This is a genomic window from Streptococcus orisratti DSM 15617 (genome assembly GCF_000380105.1).
Classification (GTDB): Bacteria; Bacillota; Bacilli; order Lactobacillales; family Streptococcaceae; genus Streptococcus; species Streptococcus orisratti.
In genome coordinates, this window is the sequence record NZ_KB904456.1 from 16,058 (window position 1) to 33,984 (window position 17,927).

General features: G+C 37.7%; 19 protein-coding genes and 1 pseudogene. 16 read left to right on the forward strand and 4 right to left on the reverse strand.

Annotation, left to right across the window (positions count from 1 at the left end; translation table 11 throughout):
- Nucleotides 1-21: 21 nt before the first annotated feature.
- Nucleotides 22-909 (reverse strand): tyrosine-type recombinase/integrase, encoded by an 888-nt coding sequence (locus A3I7_RS0103175; protein ID WP_018375335.1) that lies wholly within the window; start codon nucleotides 907-909, stop codon nucleotides 22-24.
- Between the two features lie 93 nt (nucleotides 910-1,002).
- Between A3I7_RS0103175 and A3I7_RS0103180 the strand changes: the two genes are divergently transcribed.
- The 3 genes from A3I7_RS0103180 to A3I7_RS0103190 are packed head-to-tail and all read left to right on the forward strand — an operon-like array spanning nucleotide 1,003 to nucleotide 2,988.
- Nucleotides 1,003-1,566 carry a hypothetical protein gene (locus A3I7_RS0103180; protein ID WP_001060373.1) on the forward strand — a complete coding sequence of 188 codons (564 nt, stop codon included), beginning with the start codon at nucleotides 1,003-1,005 and terminating at the stop codon, nucleotides 1,564-1,566.
- Between the two features lie 53 nt (nucleotides 1,567-1,619).
- Complete coding sequence (locus A3I7_RS0103185; protein ID WP_000821055.1) at nucleotides 1,620-1,997, forward strand: TIR domain-containing protein; 378 nt, start codon at nucleotides 1,620-1,622, stop codon at nucleotides 1,995-1,997.
- A 10-nt stretch (nucleotides 1,998-2,007) separates the two neighbouring features.
- A complete protein-coding gene (locus tag A3I7_RS0103190) occupies nucleotides 2,008-2,988 on the forward strand; it encodes a caspase family protein (protein ID WP_018375336.1) in 981 nt (326 codons plus the stop codon).
- A 22-nt stretch (nucleotides 2,989-3,010) separates the two neighbouring features.
- Here A3I7_RS0103190 and A3I7_RS0103195 read toward each other — a convergent pair whose 3' ends face one another.
- Entirely contained in the window at nucleotides 3,011-4,252 is a 1,242-nt protein-coding gene (locus A3I7_RS0103195; protein WP_018375337.1) for a hypothetical protein, read from the reverse strand.
- 132 nt (nucleotides 4,253-4,384) lie between these two features.
- On the opposite strand from A3I7_RS0103195, the gene A3I7_RS0103200 reads away from it, so the two are divergent.
- The 8 genes from A3I7_RS0103200 (at nucleotide 4,385) to A3I7_RS13355 (ending at nucleotide 8,886) form a co-directional block, all read left to right on the forward strand.
- Nucleotides 4,385-5,023 (forward strand): hypothetical protein, encoded by a 639-nt coding sequence (locus A3I7_RS0103200; RefSeq protein WP_018375338.1) that lies wholly within the window; start codon nucleotides 4,385-4,387, stop codon nucleotides 5,021-5,023.
- Between the two features lie 39 nt (nucleotides 5,024-5,062).
- The gene (locus A3I7_RS0103205; protein WP_018375339.1) at nucleotides 5,063-6,139 is read left to right on the forward strand and encodes a toprim domain-containing protein; all 1,077 of its coding nucleotides are present in this window, start codon (nucleotides 5,063-5,065) and stop codon (nucleotides 6,137-6,139) included.
- A gap of 53 nt (nucleotides 6,140-6,192) precedes the next feature.
- Entirely contained in the window at nucleotides 6,193-6,420 is a 228-nt protein-coding gene (locus A3I7_RS0103210) for a DUF5965 family protein (RefSeq protein ID WP_018375340.1), read from the forward strand.
- Nucleotides 6,417-6,806: a DUF5945 family protein gene (locus A3I7_RS0103215; protein WP_018375341.1), complete on the forward strand. Its 390-nt coding sequence runs from the start codon at nucleotides 6,417-6,419 to the stop codon at nucleotides 6,804-6,806. The genes A3I7_RS0103210 and A3I7_RS0103215 overlap by 4 nt, the downstream gene beginning before the upstream one ends.
- A gap of 49 nt (nucleotides 6,807-6,855) precedes the next feature.
- Nucleotides 6,856-7,146 (forward strand): hypothetical protein, encoded by a 291-nt coding sequence (locus A3I7_RS0103220; RefSeq protein ID WP_018375342.1) that lies wholly within the window; start codon nucleotides 6,856-6,858, stop codon nucleotides 7,144-7,146.
- Nucleotides 7,147-7,215: 69 nt separating this feature from the next.
- Nucleotides 7,216-7,692 (forward strand): type II toxin-antitoxin system antitoxin PezA, encoded by a 477-nt coding sequence (gene pezA / locus A3I7_RS0103225; RefSeq protein ID WP_018375343.1) that lies wholly within the window; start codon nucleotides 7,216-7,218, stop codon nucleotides 7,690-7,692.
- Nucleotides 7,692-8,450, forward strand: a complete 759-nt coding sequence (pezT, locus tag A3I7_RS0103230; protein ID WP_018375344.1) for a type II toxin-antitoxin system toxin PezT — start codon at nucleotides 7,692-7,694, stop codon at nucleotides 8,448-8,450. Before pezA ends, pezT begins: the two co-directional genes overlap by 1 nt.
- Before the next feature lie 73 nt (nucleotides 8,451-8,523).
- Nucleotides 8,524-8,886, forward strand: coding sequence for a Rossmann-fold NAD(P)-binding domain-containing protein (locus A3I7_RS13355; RefSeq protein WP_018375345.1), 363 nt, complete (start codon nucleotides 8,524-8,526; stop codon nucleotides 8,884-8,886).
- A 252-nt stretch (nucleotides 8,887-9,138) separates the two neighbouring features.
- Here the strand turns inward: A3I7_RS13355 and A3I7_RS14465 are convergent.
- Together A3I7_RS14465 and A3I7_RS0103240 are read right to left on the reverse strand one after the other, a co-directional pair.
- A pseudogene (locus tag A3I7_RS14465) lies at nucleotides 9,139-9,411 on the reverse strand (hypothetical protein); the annotation flags it as partial.
- A complete protein-coding gene (locus A3I7_RS0103240) occupies nucleotides 9,398-10,009 on the reverse strand; it encodes a TVP38/TMEM64 family protein (RefSeq protein ID WP_018375346.1) in 612 nt (203 codons plus the stop codon). The pseudogene A3I7_RS14465 and the gene A3I7_RS0103240, both read right to left, overlap by 14 nt.
- A 570-nt stretch (nucleotides 10,010-10,579) precedes the next feature.
- Here A3I7_RS0103240 and pyrR point away from each other — a divergent pair.
- The 5 genes from pyrR (at nucleotide 10,580) to carB (ending at nucleotide 17,831) form a co-directional block, all read left to right on the forward strand.
- Nucleotides 10,580-11,101 (forward strand): bifunctional pyr operon transcriptional regulator/uracil phosphoribosyltransferase PyrR, encoded by a 522-nt coding sequence (gene pyrR / locus A3I7_RS0103245; protein ID WP_018375347.1) that lies wholly within the window; start codon nucleotides 10,580-10,582, stop codon nucleotides 11,099-11,101.
- A 26-nt stretch (nucleotides 11,102-11,127) separates the two neighbouring features.
- Nucleotides 11,128-12,390: a uracil-xanthine permease family protein gene (locus tag A3I7_RS0103250; RefSeq protein ID WP_018375348.1), complete on the forward strand. Its 1,263-nt coding sequence runs from the start codon at nucleotides 11,128-11,130 to the stop codon at nucleotides 12,388-12,390.
- A gap of 3 nt (nucleotides 12,391-12,393) precedes the next feature.
- The gene (locus A3I7_RS0103255; RefSeq protein ID WP_018375349.1) at nucleotides 12,394-13,320 is read left to right on the forward strand and encodes an aspartate carbamoyltransferase catalytic subunit; all 927 of its coding nucleotides are present in this window, start codon (nucleotides 12,394-12,396) and stop codon (nucleotides 13,318-13,320) included.
- Nucleotides 13,321-13,372: 52 nt separating this feature from the next.
- Nucleotides 13,373-14,464, forward strand: coding sequence for a carbamoyl phosphate synthase small subunit (locus A3I7_RS0103260; RefSeq protein ID WP_018375350.1), 1,092 nt, complete (start codon nucleotides 13,373-13,375; stop codon nucleotides 14,462-14,464).
- A gap of 187 nt (nucleotides 14,465-14,651) precedes the next feature.
- Nucleotides 14,652-17,831, forward strand: coding sequence for a carbamoyl-phosphate synthase large subunit (carB, locus tag A3I7_RS0103265; protein ID WP_018375351.1), 3,180 nt, complete (start codon nucleotides 14,652-14,654; stop codon nucleotides 17,829-17,831).
- The last annotated feature ends 96 nt before the right edge of the window (nucleotides 17,832-17,927 follow it).

The following is a 17,927-nucleotide window of genomic DNA, read 5'->3' on the forward strand; positions in this document are numbered from 1 at the left end:
TTTATTTTTGTATGTTTTTGATTAAGTGTAGATAGATGAAATTGGATTACAGGAACTTAGTATCTCTTTTTGTCTTGATTGTGATACGTGCGTATATATCTGAGTAATCGAAATAGAACTGTGTCCAAGTATCTGCTGGATGTACCGAATATCGACATCATTATCTAATAACATCGTAGCAAAGCTGTGACGAAACATATGAGGTGTAATAGTTGTAGTGAGTCTGGTTTGTGTTTTGGCTGTTTTTAGAAGCAAACGAACACTTTGTTCTGTCAGTGGTTTTTGTAAGGATTTTCCGGGAAATAAATAATCGTCTGTATGATTGCAATAACAAGTGATATAAGCTTTTAATAACTGAAAAGTTCGTTCATCGCCAATAAAAATCATACGCTCTTTTTTACCTTTTCCTAGAATTTGGAGTGTTTGTTCCGTTAGATTAATATCTTTGATTCGAATATGACACAGTTCAGAAATCCGAATGCCGGTAGAAAGCAATAAGGAGACAATTAACAAATTTCTTTCAGCTTTCTGTTTTTGATAAATAGTTTTGGCTGAGATAATCTTCTTTTGTAGATAGGTATAGAGGATTTTTAAACTATCATGAGGGATTGTCTTGGGCAAAGTTTTTTCTGCTCGAAATTGAAACCGTAATTGATTAAAGGGATTGTCAGTAATAACATTTTTCGATTGTAGATAGCTGTAGAATACTTTTAAACTTGCAATTTTTCGCCGTAAAGTACTAGTTTTTAAGTTTGAATGTGTTAAACCTTCAATATAACTTACCACACATTCGTTATTGGAATTGTAAAATTGCATTAAATCGTTTTTATAAGCACGCAAGGTGTGTGTACTCAAGCGTTTATGAGTTTTACAATAATTCAAGTAGTTAGAAATAGTAGTATATTCCATAATAGTCTCCTTTAACGATAATGACGCTATTATAGACTGATTTTGACGCTTTGTATAGTGATAATAAATTGTTATCGGTAGGAGAAATCTGGTGTGAATAATAAAAAAATAAGAGTTTTTTTGAGTAGACCCAATCCATTTACTAAAGAACAACAGTACTTTATCGAAAAATTAAAAAGTACCTTAGATAAGTACAATATTGAAAGTATAACATTGCAAGCAAAAGATTATTCACCATATGAATCTTTAACTGTTTTGAATGAAATGATAAAAAGATGTTACGGTATGGTCATCTTAGCTTTTGGACATACATATATTCAATCTGGTATTTTAAAAAAAGGAGCAGTTAAGAATAAAAATTTTTTTGAAGCTGAAGAACAATCATTAGATGGAAAATGGATTACTAGTTCTTTTTGTCAAATTGAAGGTGCTATGGCAATTTCAAATAATATTCCCATTTTAATTATTAAGCAAAAAAATTTACGTATTGATGGTATTTTAAAGGATGATCAAAAAATTGTCTCTGTATCAGATTTTACTTTAGAAAACACTTCACAAATTGATTTCTTTTTTGAAAAAATTTTAGAAAAAGAAATATACTGTTGGAAAAAATCACTAGAGAAAATATTTAATAAAATTGAAGGAAAAATAGTATAAAGCGTTTTCTAAAGTGGTATAATAAAGTCAAAACTTTTACGAGGAGAAAATAGATGAAAAGAATTTTTATAAGCTTTGCAATTGAAGATGAAAATCTTCGAGATTTACTAAGGGGACAATCGCGAAATACGAACTCCCCATTTGAATTTGTAGATATGTCTGTTAAGCAACCGTGGGATTCTCAATGGAAAACTAAATGTAGAACAAGAATTAGAGGGTGTGATGGTATGATTTCTATCATTACTAGGAATACCAAGAATGCCGATGGGCAAATTTGGGAAATGAACTGTGCCAAAGATGAGGGTATCCCACTTCTTGCAATTTATGGTAATAATAGTCATATCGGTGCTACGATTCCAAATGAATGTGGCTATCTTCCTGTAGTAGATTGGAATTGGGAAAAGATTAGCGCTTGGATAAAACAATTGTGAGGAATAATTTATGTTAAAAAACAAGGCATTAATTGTTGGTATCGATGCATATTCTCAGGCTCCATTAGGGGGGTGTGTAAATGATGCAGAGGAGATAGCGAAATTATTGGAAGAAAACGAGGATGGTTCCCCTAATTTCAGTGTTAAGCTAAAACGCAATGTACAAACAAAAGCAGAGTTATTGGAGGATCTTCATTCTTTATTTAAAGAAGGAGAATCCGACATTGCACTTTTTTATTTCTCAGGACACGGGACAGATGAGATGGCTGGGCAAATCGTAACACCAGATTTTAATGGCTATGATATTGGAATTTCTATGAATGATATACTTCGACTGGCAAACACTTCTAAAAGTCGAAATAAAATTATCATCTTAGATTGTTGTTATTCTGGAAAGTTAGGAGATTTTAGTGCTATAGACTCATCGGATGCCATTATTGGAAAAGGTGTTACTATTCTAACAGCAAGCAATCGTGATGAAGTTGCTATTGAAGATGGAATAACTGGTCATGGTGTGTTTACTGAATTACTAATTCAGGGGCTAAAAGGTGGAGCAGCAGATGTTAGCGGGAATGTCACTCCTGCTAGTTTGTATTCTTTTGTCGATCAGTCACTTGGAGTATGGGAACAAAGGCCTCTATTTAAAACAAATATAACAGGATTTTTACCTATCAGAACTGTTGAAGCTAAAGTGTCAAAAAAGGTACTACGGAAACTTCATCAATATTTTGCAGAAGCTACTTCAGAATTTCAATTAGATCCATCATTTGAATTTACTAATACTCCTGAAGTAACTCATGAATATAAAGAACCTTTCGCAAAAGAAGAAAATGTTGGTAAATTTAAAGAGTTACAGCTTTATGAAAGCGTAGGTTTAATCGAACCTGTTGGAGAGGAGCATATGTACTTTGCTGCTATGAATAGTAAGTCTTGCCGTTTGACACCGCTAGGTTTACATTATTGGAAATTATCAAGAGATAAAAGATTTTAAAAAGGGAAGTGAGTAAAATTGCTCATTTCCCTTTGATTATTTTTAGAGTTTCATGATAATCATACTTTAGCTCTTTACGACCTGAGCTTACCGTCTCTTCTTGCCTTTTTGTAACAGGCTTAAATTCAATAATTGATTCATCAGTACCAAATGCAATTAGGGTCAAATCTTTAATGTTTTCATTATACCAAGTATTGTCAAGATCAGTTTCTTCTCGTTTGAGAAATTGTAATTCTGTTAAGCAAGTTTTAGCATAATGAACAGCAGAGTAGTAATACTCTTTTATTGATTCAGTATCGTTTGATATACAATATTGTTTTAACAAAAGTGCACAGTAATTTCTAGCACAATAAAGATTCCCACTTTCAAAGTTTGAGCCATTTTTGTAATATCTTCTAGCTTGTTCTAAAAATTTACATTCTTTAGTTAGACCAAATATTTGTTTATTTATCGCTGCAACAATCCCCAGTAAGTTTTCATTTGTCGATGTAGCTAAATCTATGTTCTCATTAACGTATGATAAGGTCAAAAGCAAATTTTCTAGGGACAAATCTTTTTTATAGCGACACAATAGATATTGAGAAAATATATCTTCATCAAAGGATAAGTTTAAAATTTGAAGATAGTGATTTTCGGCTTCTTTAAACAGCATATTTTCCTTCAAATTTTCAGCTTTTTCAATCATTGTCCTTATAGATGCTCCTGCTACATGTACATTTTTATCTAATTGAACTAATGGTTTAATCTTATACAAATTAAAATCAAATACAGGACTATCAATATAATCAGTATTGGATTCTAGGCAAGAAATTAATATATCTTTTAATTTATCTTGCAGAGATTTTCTATAGTTTTCATCAGATACTATTTTCTTTCTATGATATCTTAATTGAGGGTTCATTGAAATATCAAAAAATGGGTATTTGCTAATAGTTAGTTCTTCACAAAGTATAATTGTAGATTTTGGCCTCATTGCATGCCGAAGTCCCAACTCATAAATCGCATTTTGATTTAAAGTGCTTATATCAGCAATCACAATATCAGCTAAAAAAATAGATGTTATGAAGTTTTTATTTATAGCTAATGAAGTTGGAACTTCATCTCCTCGATATGCTTGTGTGGAGTAGACTGATTTAAAATGATTTCGAGATAATACAGGTTTTATAAACTTAAAATAAACATCATCTAAATTCAGTTTTACTAAAGTTCCAGGAATTTTTTTCACCCCATATCCCATGACTACAAAGCATGTTTTATTACTCATCAATCATTCTCCTACCGATAACAATTTATTATCACTAGTATACCATATTTTGTAGTTAATCATATTTTCTTGTGATAAAATCTCCAAGCTAATCTTGTTATGATGTGGCTATCACTAATAAAGGAGTAAGCCATGTTAAATAAAGTGAAAGCTCGATTTCTGATTGGAGTTGGAGGTTTAATCGCAGTCAGTTTTATGGTCATGATTGGCTACACGATTGGCTCACAATCCGTTTCAAAACAAACAGAGAACCAAATACGAGCAGAAGCTAATAAACTTGTGACAAAGGAAAAGCAGGAGGAAAGAGCGACAGTCCTATCAGATGAGCTTGTCAAGGAATTTCTCACTCAATATTATACAAAGGTCCAGCTGGGTGAAAATAACACTCGTATCAAACCCTACATGACGGACTCGGCATTTTCAGAAGAGGAAGCAAATCAGAATAAAGCGATCAACCAAGTTTATAAAGATTATATGCTTGACTACCGATTTGAATCAGCCAGTATCTATGTCAATACAGAAAGCAATGTTGCACTTGCGGAAGTAACTTATCAAGTGACCTATGTTTCTGATTTGAGTGAGCAACAACAGCGAACCACTCAGACAGAAACCAAGACGGTTATGTTATCCTACTCCAAAGTTTCCGACAAGCTCCTGGTTAATCAGTTGACCATTTGGAATGGAAAACTGGAGGACATGAAAGAAGTCACTGATGGTGCTAATTCCAGCATCCCAACGATCCAAGGAACTACAACAAGTGAGAACAACTAGCAGGAGACAGTCTTCTGCTTTTTTTGATAGGGAGACAAGATGACACGAATTAAAGCAGTAAAACAAAAGGCTATTTTAGATGTGGCTGAAAGTCTAGGTTATTCCTTTAGACGTTTATCAGGTCAAATTTATGAACACCCAGACCATGATTCCTTTCGGATTTTTGTGGATACCAATACTTTCAAATGGTTTTCAAGAGATATACAGGGGGATGTGATTGACTTTGTTCAATTAGTAGCAGGTGTTACTTTCAATGAGGCTGTATCCTATCTTGAAACGGGAGATTTTGAACAAGCTAAGGTGATAGAAGAAACTTATCAACCGTTTCAATATTATTTGCATGAAGAACCCTTTCAGCAAGCACGTACTTACTTGAAAGATGTTCGTGGCCTAAGTGATCAGACTATCAATACCTTTGGCAGACAAGGATTGCTTGCTCAAGCTACTTATCAATCGGAGCCAGTATTAGTGTTAAAAAGCTATGACCATAATGGGACCTTACAAGCAGCAAGCCTTCAAGGTCTCGTCAAAAACGAAGAAAAACACAATCGAGGCTATCTCAAAAAAATCATGAAAGGTTCTCATGGTCATGTTGGTATTAGTTTCGATATTGGGAATCCCAAGCGACTCATTTTTTGTGAATCCGTTATCAATATGATGAGTTATTATCAGCTTCACCAAAAGCAATTATCCGATGTTCGCCTGGTGTCAATGGAAGGCTTAAAACTTTCAGTGATTGCTTATCAGACCTTGCGTCTGGCAGCAGAGGAACAGGGGAAATTGGCATTTCTAGATACAGTAAAACCAAGCAGACTTAGCCATTATCTTCAGGCAATACAAGAGACGACAACCTTTTTTCAAACTCATTCAAATGTCATAACAATGGCTGTTGATAACGATGAAGCAGGAAGAGAATTTTGTCAGAAACTGTCAGATAAAGGACTTCCGATTTCCCAAGATTTACCACCATTGCAAGGACTTGAAACAAAGTCAGATTGGAATGATATTGTGAAACAACAGAAGGAAATATCTTTAAGCAATCTTATTCAGTCAGCCCAGATACAAGCCATTAAGAATCATCCTCCACCTAAATGGGAGCATACATTGGAATTGTGATAACAAAATCAAGTCCGCTATCATAATCTAGAATGTGACAAGGAGGACACCCTATGAGTGTGATTGAACGTCTAGCCGAAAAAGTAGCTAGGCAAGAAGAAAAGGTCTCACGTGAGACGGAGAAATTGGAACACTATCGTGACCAACTACAAACTGCAATGTACAGTACCTTTATCAAACGGCAACAATCTAGTCAGTTGTCATTTCAAGAAGCACTAGAGCAAGCCTTTGGTAAAGAAACCACACTACACCCAGATTGCAGAAATGAGGATACAGAATGAGTAAAACATGGAATTTTGATCAGCCATTAGATGATGTGAAACCAACATCGTCCCATGAAGAACGAGCTAAAATCGCAGCACTTTTCCATAAGCAGGATGAAAAACCCATTGAAGAAGTAGATTATGTGGCTGCTTTTGAACAGCAAAAAAAGGAGTCAGAATCTAAAGTTGTACAGACGCCTGAATTAAAAGTTAAACAAAATCAGCCGAAGAAGGTAAATATTACAAGTGACTATAAACAACACTTGGCAGATACTGTTGCACAAAACAACAAAGATATTTCCGCCTGTCAGAAGCAAATTGAAGAACTTCATCAATTGATTGATGAAAAGAAAATCCAAAATAAAAAGTTACAGGCTATTTCAGTAGCTATTGATGATTTATAAGTCAGGTAGTCCCATGCGGGCTACCTTTTTACAATGTAAGGAGAAGATAATGAAATTTTTTCAAAAGAAAACACAGAATCAAGACCGATTTAAACGACTGATTCATCGACTATCAGAGATGTCAGATTCTGAACTAACCAAAGTAGAACAACTCCTAGATGTGGTCTTTGATCCAAGTTTCAAGTCTAGTGAGAGAGTAGAAATATCTCGAAACGATATAACTACTGGGGAACAAAGTCTTGATAGGTCAATCCAGGAAGCGAAAAATAAACTGAATACTGAGCAGTTGGAGAAGCGAATAGAACAGTTTAAGCAATCGAAGAAACCAAAAAACGGATAACGCACCATATTTGGTGCGTTATCCGTTTTTTATGGTATAATGAAAGCAAATATGAGGAGGTCTTTATCTATGATTGGAGACAATATTAAATCACTACGTCGAACACACGATTTAACACAACCAGAATTTGCGAAAATGGTTGGGATTTCACGCAATAGCTTAAGTCGTTATGAAAATGGAACCAGCACCGTTTCAACAGAACTCATTGATCGCATTTGTCAGAAATTTAACGTTTCTTATGTCGATATTGTAGGGGAGGATAAGATGTTAACACCTGTTGAAGATTACCAATTGACTTTAAAAGTAGAAGTGATAAAAGAACGTGGAGTAGCCATTTTATCACAGCTTTATAGATACCAGGATAGTCAAGATATTGCTTTTGATGATGAAACAAATCCTTGGATTCTCATGAGCGATGATTTGTCTGAATTGATCAATACGAAAATCTATCTTGTCGATACTTTCGATGAAATCGAGCGTTATAATGGCTACTTAGATGGTATCGAACGGATGCTAGACATGGTGAATCATCGGGTGGTTGCTTAATGAGATTGGAAGAATTTAGTGAGACTGAATTTCAGAAGGCCTTGCAACGAACCATTCGGGCTTTAACCCGAGGAAAGACGATTTCAGATCAACCGAAAGCTATCTTACTTGGTGGACAAAGCGGAGCAGGTAAGACGACTATTCATCGTATCAAGCAAAAGGAATTTCAGGGCAATATCATTATCATCGATGGTGACAGCTACCGTTCTCAGCATCCCAATTACTTAGCCCTGCAAGAAAAGTATGGCAAGGACAGCGTGGACTATACCAAGGGATTTGCAGGAAAAATGGTAGAGCATCTGGTTGATGAACTTAGCACACAAGGTTATTATTTGCTGATTGAAGGGACTTTGCGTACCACTCAAGTTCCTCGTCAGACTGCTCAATTATTAGCTTCGAAAGGATACCAAGTTTCCTTAGCTGTGATTGGTACCAAACCAGAATTGTCCTATCTCAGCACCTTGATTCGTTACGAAGAGCTTTATGCCATCGATCCCAATCAGGCTAGAGCAACACCAAAAGAACACCACGATGGGATTGTTGAGAACTTGGTTGAGAACTTGAGGGTGTTAGAAAGCGAACAACTCTTTGACCGCATCCAGATTTATCAAAGGGATAGGACTTGTATCTTCGATTCTGAAACGGATAATGGTTCCGCAGCAGAAGTTCTTCAAGACTGCCTCTTTGGAAAATGGAGTAAAGTCGAGGAAGAGATGTTGAAGGCTGGACGGGAACGGTTGGATAAATTAAGTACTTAACTAGAGAAAATAATGGGAGAAATCACAACTTTATATGATAGAAAATTTCAAGTCAACCATTTAGCCCCTTTCTTTGCTAAAAGGAAAGGCAAGGCTCATTCATACATCAAGTGGTTCCGCTCTTCGATTTGGGAAACAGTTTGATATCCATGATTTGCAGTTGGAGAAAGAGTATCGACCAGAACGAGCTTATGGCAATGCCAAGTTAGCAACCCTATTGTTTATGCGAGAGTTGGACCGTCGCTATCGTTCTCAAGGGCTGGTTTCAGTCGCCTTTCACTCAGGGATTGTTGGGACAAACTTCGCCTGTGATACTACTTATTTGATGCGTCATGTTCACCACGGACCGTTAAAACGCTTCTTTACCATCTCACCGGAAAAAGGAGCAGAGCAGCTAATCTGGTTGGCGACAGCAAAGCCAATTCAAGATTTTTAAGTAGGCGCCTACTATGAAAATGGACAAGTTGCCAAAAAAGTTAATCCCCTTATGTATGTTTAAAACCTTATGACAACCCTTTGGGAACAATCCGAAGCCTTGCTTTCACAATCAGTGATGCTAGTAAAATAGAAAACGGCAGAAACTGCTAAGAGTTTGGAGTGAATTGTCATGGTGTGAATTGATAAGTTAGTCTATAATAGACTCATCAATCGATAATAAAACAAAAAGAGGTTAAGATCATGTCAAACAAATTTGATAATGTTTTTTGGTCAAAGTGGTTTCAGAGACTACCATCTTTCCACAGTTTTGACAACGAAACCACCGTTTTCGTAAGCGAATCAGTGTCTTGTACCTAGCACATTCCATATAAGGGATTTTGGAGGCTTTTTGGGAGTCATAATTCGCTATCTGACCGCGACAGGTATGACATTTAGGAGTTAGATAATCTAGCTTAACCATGACTTCCTTATGAGTTTCGGTATCCGAATAGTCTGCTCGGTTACTCTTTTTAAAACATATGATTGAGCAGTTGGATTCCTTGGTAGCTAATTAGTGTATAGAGATATAAAGTTGCTGGCTTTGATATCAGTGTAATAACAACAAATTTCTTTAGCGACATTTTGCTAAGACCAGCCACCATGCAGAGAAAGTCATCAGGAAATCCTGGTAAAATAAATGCCGCTGCAAGAAAACGTTCAAAAAATTTTCCTTTGTCAAGGTAAGTAATATACTTATCATAAGTTTGATCAGAAACAAAAGATTTCACAAAAGTTTCACCGTAACGTCTTGCTAGGAGAAAAGCGAATATTGAACCTAGGAAAATACCGGTAAAGTTATAAACAAATCCCCAAAGGGGACCAAATAATGCATGTCCTACAACACAGGTTAATCCACCAGGGATGACAGGATACACGACTTGGATAATCTGTACCAAGATGAAAAGTAGTGGTGCGAAAATCCCTATATGATGGAGAGTTTGATGGAAAGCCCCTCCGACAGCAAAAAGGCTTGGATGAGTTTTGACGTAAATTGCTGAGATAACAGAAATCAGAATTCCGATGACAGTTATTATTTTTATCCATTGTTTATTCGTTAAAGGGAATTGGAATCCTAAAAGCATAGGGAAACCTCCAAATATTATTAAGTAGTCTACATTGTAATTGTATCATTAAAACCATACAGATGCATCGGTCCTAAGAATGATATTAAAAAGTGACTCAAACATTTTTCTATCCTTACTAGTTATCTTCATTTAAAAATAGACAGGACAAACGCATGAAGAAAATCATTTGTTGAAAAACTTTTGAAAACAGAAAAATCTCAAATTTTTAGGTATTTCGAGAGAGTTTACTCAAAAATGGTTGTCTTCTTTTCCCAAAATAGCTCTTGAAAAAATTGCTTTCTGTAACTATTGTTCTTGACCCCCTAACTTTTTAGAATAAATTTTTGTATTTCAGAAATTTATTGGAACTTTTTTCTTCATGCGTTTGTTGTGAAAAATAGAGGGTAAACCTTGTCAAAAGTTCTAATTTTTGATATGATAAGAACCGTAGATATATCCTTTAATACTGTCCCGTGAGGCAGGCAAGGAGTGAACAGGAAAAGAGTACAGTGATTCAAACTGTGCCCCTATTTTGTGGAATCTCCTTGGAAACAGGGAGATTTTTTGTATTTTTAGAAAGGTTCTTTTATGAAAACAAAAGAAATTGTTGATGATGTGACCATGAAACGTGCCATCACTCGTATTACCTATGAGATTATTGAGCGTAATAAAAACTTGGATAATATTGTACTTGCTGGTATCAAAACTCGGGGTGTATTTATTGCACGTCGTATTCAGGAACGTCTCAAGCAGCTGGAAGGTTTTGATATTCCACTTGGTGAACTAGATATTAAACCATTTCGTGATGATATGAAAACTGAGGAAGACACAACAGTTATGCCTGTTGATATCACAGGCAAAGATGTGATTTTGGTTGATGATGTTCTCTATACTGGTCGTACAATTCGTGCAGCAATTGACAATGTTGTCAGTCTTGGTCGTCCATCGCGTGTAAGTCTAGCTGTCTTAGTGGATCGAGGGCACCGTGAGCTACCTATCCGTGCAGACTACGTTGGTAAAAATATTCCAACAAGTGCTGTTGAAGAAATTGTGGTTGAAGTCGCTGAATTTGATGGTCAGGATCGTATTAGTATCGTTGACCCAAGTTAAGTTTAGAAAATAGACTGGAGAAAAAAGTGGATTCTGTAAAATATGATGTACATGATATGCCAAAACCTGGCCTTCTGCTTGGTTTATCCTTTCAACATCTTTTTGCGATGTTTGGAGCAACTGTCTTGGTTCCAATTTTGGTTGGGATTGATCCTGCAATTGCCTTGTTTTCAAGTGGTTTAGGAACTCTAGCTCATTTATCTGTAACAAAATATAAGATTCCAGCCTATATGGGATCAAGTTTCGCCTATATTGCGACCATGCAAACATTGATGAAAACCGATGGAATAGCAGCAGTTGCTCAAGGAGCGATTGCTGGTGGGCTAGTTTATTTGATTGTAGCTCTGATTGTTCGGAAAATAGGAAACGCTTGGATAGATAAAATCCTTCCACCAGTTGTTGTCGGTCCCGTCATTATGGTTATCGGACTTAGTTTAGCTGGTTCAGCTGTGAGTGATGCAATGACTGTTGATGGAAGTTACAATTTCACAAGTCTAGTAATTAGTATGGTGACACTCTTTGCAGTCATTGCTTTCAATATTTACGGTAAAAAAATTGTAGCAGTTATTCCAATCTTGCTTGGTTTGATTGTTGGATATGTTTTTTCGCTGATTTTAGGTGCTGTGACTGGTCAGCAGTTGATTGATTTTACAACGATTGCCAATGCCAAATGGTTTGATGTACCAGATTTTAGCATTATGTTTGCAGACTACGACTTCAAACTTTATCCTTCGGCTATTCTGACAATGGCTCCTATTGCTTTTGTAACCATGACAGAACATTTTGGTCATGTTATGGTCTTAAACAGCTTGACTGGTCGAGATTTCTTTAAAGATCCGGGATTGGATCGTACGCTTATGGGAGATGGGCTTTCACAAATTATCGCTGGTCTCTTCGGTGCTCCACCTGTAACTTCTTATGGAGAAAATATCGGAGTTATGGCACTGAATAAAATTTATTCTGTTTATGTGATTGCTGGTGCAGCTATTATTGCCGTTATTATGAGTTTTGTTGGTAAAGTTTCAGCAATTCTTATGTCAATTCCATCGGCTGTTCTGGGCGGTGTTTCAATTGCTCTCTTTGGTGTTATCGCTTCAAGTGGTTTGAAAATTTTGATTGAAAATAAGGTTAATTTTGACAACAAGAAGAACCTTCTCATTGCAAGTGTCATTTTGGTTTCAGGGATTGGTGGCTTAACACTTCAAGTGGCTGGTCTTCAAATTACAGGTGTAGCTTTCTCAACTCTACTTGGAATTATCTTGTACCAAATTCTTCCAGAAAAGGATTAAATTATGGCGATTACAGATGGTGTGGTGTCACTAAAACACTTAGTGACAATGGAAACTTTATCTAATGAAGAAGTACTTGGTCTGATTGAGCGTGGTATTGCTTTTAAAAATGGGAGAGCTGATTTTACTTTAGATCGTCAGTATTTCGCGGCTAATTTGTTTTTTGAATCTTCAACTAGGACGCACAAGTCCTTTGAAGTAGCTGAGAAAAAATTAGGTTTGGATGTTATTGAATTTGATGCCAAGACTAGTTCAGTTAACAAGGGTGAGACGCTCTACGATACCATTTTGACCATGTCAGCACTCGGGATCGATATTTGTGTGATTCGTCACTCAGAAGTGGATTATTACAAAGAATTAATTGATAGTAGAACGATACAGACGGCTATTGTCAACGGTGGAGATGGTTCTGGTCAGCACCCAAGCCAGTGTTTGCTTGATTTAATGACTATTTATGAAGAATTTGGAGATTTTGAAAATCTAAAGGTCGCCATTGCGGGGGATATTACCCACTCTCGTGTTGCGAAGTCCAATATGCAAATTCTTAAGAGACTGGGTGCCGAAATTTATTTTGCAGGTCCAAAAGAATGGTATTCTGAAGAATTCGATGTTTATGGAAAACATGTTTCCATAGATGAAATTATAGGAGAAGTGGATGTCCTTATGCTTTTACGTGTTCAGCATGAGCGTCACGATGGTAAAGGAAGTTTTTCAAAAAAAGACTATCATAAACTACATGGTCTCACTACAGAACGCTACAAAAAGCTGAAAAGCTCTGCCATTATCATGCATCCTGCACCTGTTAATCGTGATGTGGAGATAGCAGATCAATTAGTAGAAGCGCCACAGTCACGCATTGTGACTCAGATGCGAAATGGTGTTTTTGTACGCATGGCTATTCTTGAGGCCATCTTAAATGGTAAAGCATAACAGAAGGCAAACGTTAAAAGGCTCCAGTGAGAGTCAACGAGGTAATAAATTAATGACAAAACGACTTTTAATTTTAGAAGATGGAACAATTTTTGAAGGACAGGCATTCGGTGCAGATCTTGATGTGACTGGAGAGATTGTTTTCAACACAGGGATGACAGGCTATCAAGAGTCTATTACTGACCAATCTTACAACGGTCAGATTTTGACTTTTACTTATCCTTTAGTTGGAAATTATGGTGTTAATCGAGATGACTACGAATCCATAAAGCCAACCTGTAAGGGAGTGGTGGTTTCTGAAACTGCAAGACGCGCAAGCAATTGGCGCAATCAGATGACTTTGGATGAATTTCTAAAAGCTAAAGGAATTCCAGGAATTTCTGGTATTGATACACGAGCTTTGACTAAAATTATCCGTCAACATGGAACGATGAAGGCAACTTTAGCCAATTCTGGTGATGTGATTGAACATTTGCAAGATCAGCTTCGAGCAACGGTTCTGCCAACTAATAATATCGAACAAGTTTCAACAAAAACTGCCTATCCTGCGCCAGGTATTGGTAAGAATATCGTTCTGGTGGATTTTGGTCTAAAGCACTCCATCTTGAGAGAATTCTCGAAACGGGATTGTAATGTGACAGTCGTTCCACATGATATTACAGCAGAAGAAATTCTCCATCTCAACCCAGATGGTGTCATGCTGTCAAATGGTCCAGGAAATCCAACGGATGTCCCACATGCGCTTGATATGATTCGAGGCGTGCAAGGAAAAATTCCGATTTTTGGTATTTGTATGGGACACCAACTGTTCAGTTTGGCTAATGGTGCAACAACCTACAAGATGAAGTTCGGCCACCGCGGATTTAATCATGCGGTTCGTGAGATTGCCACTGGCCGTGTTGATTTCACTAGTCAAAATCATGGTTATGCTGTAGACCGTGCAACCCTTCCTGACTGCCTCATGGTCACGCACGAAGAAATCAATGACAAGTCGGTTGAAGGTGTCCGTCATCGTGATTTTCCAGCATTCTCAGTTCAATTTCACCCAGATGCTGCTCCTGGACCACACGATGCCAGCTATCTCTTTGATGAATTTTTAGAATTGATTGATGCTTTTCAAGCAGAACGAGCAAATCGTTACTAATTTCAATTTAATGCCGTCCTGAGAGTCGGCGAATAGAAAGAAAGGAGAAAGGGTTATAAGCCGTATTTGGTTAAACTGAATACGGGCTACGGACTTTGCAAAAAAGATAAACATATCCTAGACGCGAGCGCTGTCGGCTGGTTTCCTATTTTTGCTGTGTCCGCTTAACGCCCTTAATATCTTATAAATGCCTAAACGTACTGATATTAAAAAAATTATGGTAATTGGGTCTGGTCCCATTATTATTGGTCAAGCTGCTGAGTTTGATTACGCAGGGACACAAGCCTGCCTTGCTCTCAAGGAAGAAGGTTACAGTGTTGTTCTTGTCAATTCTAACCCGGCTACCATTATGACGGATAAAGAAATTGCTGACAAGGTTTACATCGAACCAATTACACTGGAATTTGTCACCAGAATCCTTCGGAAAGAACGCCCAGATGCTCTGTTACCAACTTTGGGAGGCCAAACTGGTCTCAATATGGCTATGCAATTATCAAAAGCTGGCATTCTTGATGAACTTGGGGTTGAACTTCTAGGAACAAAATTGCCTGCCATCGATCAAGCCGAAGATCGTGACCTTTTCAAACAACTGATGGAAGATCTTAAACAGCCTATTCCAGAATCTGATATTGTGAACACAGTTGATGAAGCACTTAACTTCGCAAATTCTATTGGATACCCCGTTATCGTCCGTCCAGCTTTCACTCTAGGTGGTACTGGTGGTGGTATGTGTGCCAATGAGGACGAACTTCGGCAAACCGCTAAAAATGGCTTAAAACTTTCTCCAGTGACCCAGTGTTTGATTGAACGCTCTATCGCTGGTTTCAAAGAAATTGAATATGAAGTGATGCGTGACGCCGCTGATAATGCCTTGGTAGTTTGTAACATGGAAAACTTTGATCCTGTGGGCATTCATACGGGAGATTCAATTGTTTTTGCGCCGACACAGACACTCTCAGATATTGAGAACCAAATGCTGCGTGATGCCAGTCTCAGCATCATTCGTGCTTTGAAGATTGAAGGTGGCTGTAACGTTCAGCTGGCCCTTGATCCTCATAGTTTTAAATATTATGTTATTGAAGTCAATCCACGTGTATCGCGTTCATCAGCCCTTGCTTCCAAAGCTACGGGTTATCCAATTGCTAAGTTAGCTGCAAAGATTGCAGTTGGTTTAACTCTGGACGAGATGATTAACCCAGTGACTGGTACAACCTATGCTATGTTTGAGCCTGCTCTTGACTATGTGGTTGCAAAGATTCCACGTTTTCCATTTGATAAATTTGAACATGGAGAACGTCGTTTGGGAACGCAGATGAAGGCGACTGGTGAAGTCATGGCCATCGGCCGAAATATTGAAGAAAGTCTTCTTAAAGCCTGCCGTTCACTTGAAATTGGCGTTTATCACAATGAAATTCCAGAGTTAGCAAAAGTTACCGATGATGCTTTGGTTGAAAAAATTGTAAAAGCGCAAGATGACCGTCTATTCTATCTGTCAGAAGCTATTCGTCGCGGCTATACCATTGAAGAATTAGCTGAACTAACCAAGATTGATCTCTTCTTCCTTGATAAATTGTTACATATTTTTGAGATTGAACAAGACTTGGCAAGTCATAGTGGGAATCCTGTTGTCCTCAAAGAAGCTAAGCGTAATGGTTTTTCAGACCGTAAAATTGCAGAGCTTTGGGAAACGAGTGCAGATAAGGTTCGTGCCTTGAGACTTGAGCACAAAATTATCCCAGTTTACAAGATGGTTGACACCTGCGCAGCTGAATTTGAATCGGCAACACCTTATTTCTATTCAACTTATGAATGGGAAAATGAGTCTGTCAAATCAGATAAAGAGTCAGTAATTGTACTTGGTTCTGGACCAATCCGCATTGGTCAGGGAGTCGAATTTGATTACGCGACAGTTCATTCGGTCAAAGCTATTCAGGCTGCTGGCTACGAAGCTATCATCATGAATTCTAATCCAGAAACAGTATCAACTGACTTCTCTGTATCTGATAAGTTGTATTTTGAACCTTTGACTTTTGAAGATGTCATGAATGTCATTGAGCTTGAACAGCCAAAAGGGGTTATTGTCCAATTTGGTGGGCAGACTGCGATTAATTTAGCAGAACCATTGTCAAAAGCTGGTGTTCAAATCTTAGGAACCCAAGTTGCTGATCTTGATCGTGCAGAAGACCGTGACCTTTTTGAACAGGCTCTTAAAGAATTGGATATTCCACAGCCACCTGGTCAAACTGCCACAAATGAAGAAGAGGCAGTAGAGGCTGCGCGTAGTATTGGCTTTCCAGTTCTTGTTCGTCCGTCATACGTTTTGGGTGGACGCGCTATGGAAATTGTTGAAAATGAGGATGATCTTCGTTCTTACATGAGAACAGCGGTTAAAGCAAGTCCAGATCACCCTGTTCTCGTTGATTCTTACATTGTGGGTCGTGAGTGCGAGGTGGATGCTATTTCTGATGGTAAAGATGTGCTTATTCCTGGAATTATGGAACATATTGAGCGGGCTGGAGTTCACTCAGGAGATTCTATGGCGGTGTATCCACCACAAACTCTGTCAAAAGAAATCCAAGCAACAATTGCAGATTACACCAAACGTCTTGCTATTGGACTCAACTGTATCGGTATGATGAATATACAGTTTGTGATTAAGGATGAAACCGTTTATGTCATTGAGGTTAATCCACGTGCCAGCCGTACGGTACCATTTTTATCTAAGGTTACTGATATTCCTATGGCTCAGGTAGCTACCAAGCTTATTTTAGGTACTAGCCTTGCTGAGTTGGGTTATGAAGACGGTCTCTATCAAGAAAGCCAGCAAGTCCATGTCAAGGCACCCGTCTTTTCATTCACCAAGCTGGCTAAGGTTGATAGCCTACTTGGTCCAGAAATGAAATCTACTGGTGAGGTAATGGGCTCAGATTCTACCTTAGAAAAAGCCCTATACAAGGCCTTTGAAGCTTCTTACTTCCATCTTCCAGAATTTGGTAATGTCATCTTTACCATTGCTGATGATACTAAGGAAGAAGCTCTCGCACTAGCTAAACGATTTGATGCCATTGGTTACAGCGTCTTTGCAACACAAGGAACTGCTGAGTATTTTGCTGAGCATGGTTTGCAAAGCACTTTAGTTAAGAAACTAGGTGAAGATGATGCTAATGATATTCCAGCTTTAGTTAGAGCTGGTAAGGTTCAGGCTATAGTCAATACAGTCGGCACCAAACGAACTTTTGATGAAGATGGAGCAACAATTAGAAGCTCTGCCATTGCACAAGGAGTACCACTTTTTACAGCGTTGGACACGGCTGATGCTATGTGTAAAGTTCTGGAGAGCCGTGGCTTTATGACACAAGCGATTTAAGGACAAAGAACTTATTTTCCTTAAAATCGGGAGAAAATTTTGGCTTATTGTCAGCTGTAGTGGGGACATATCATTAAATTAACTAGGGGCTGGGCT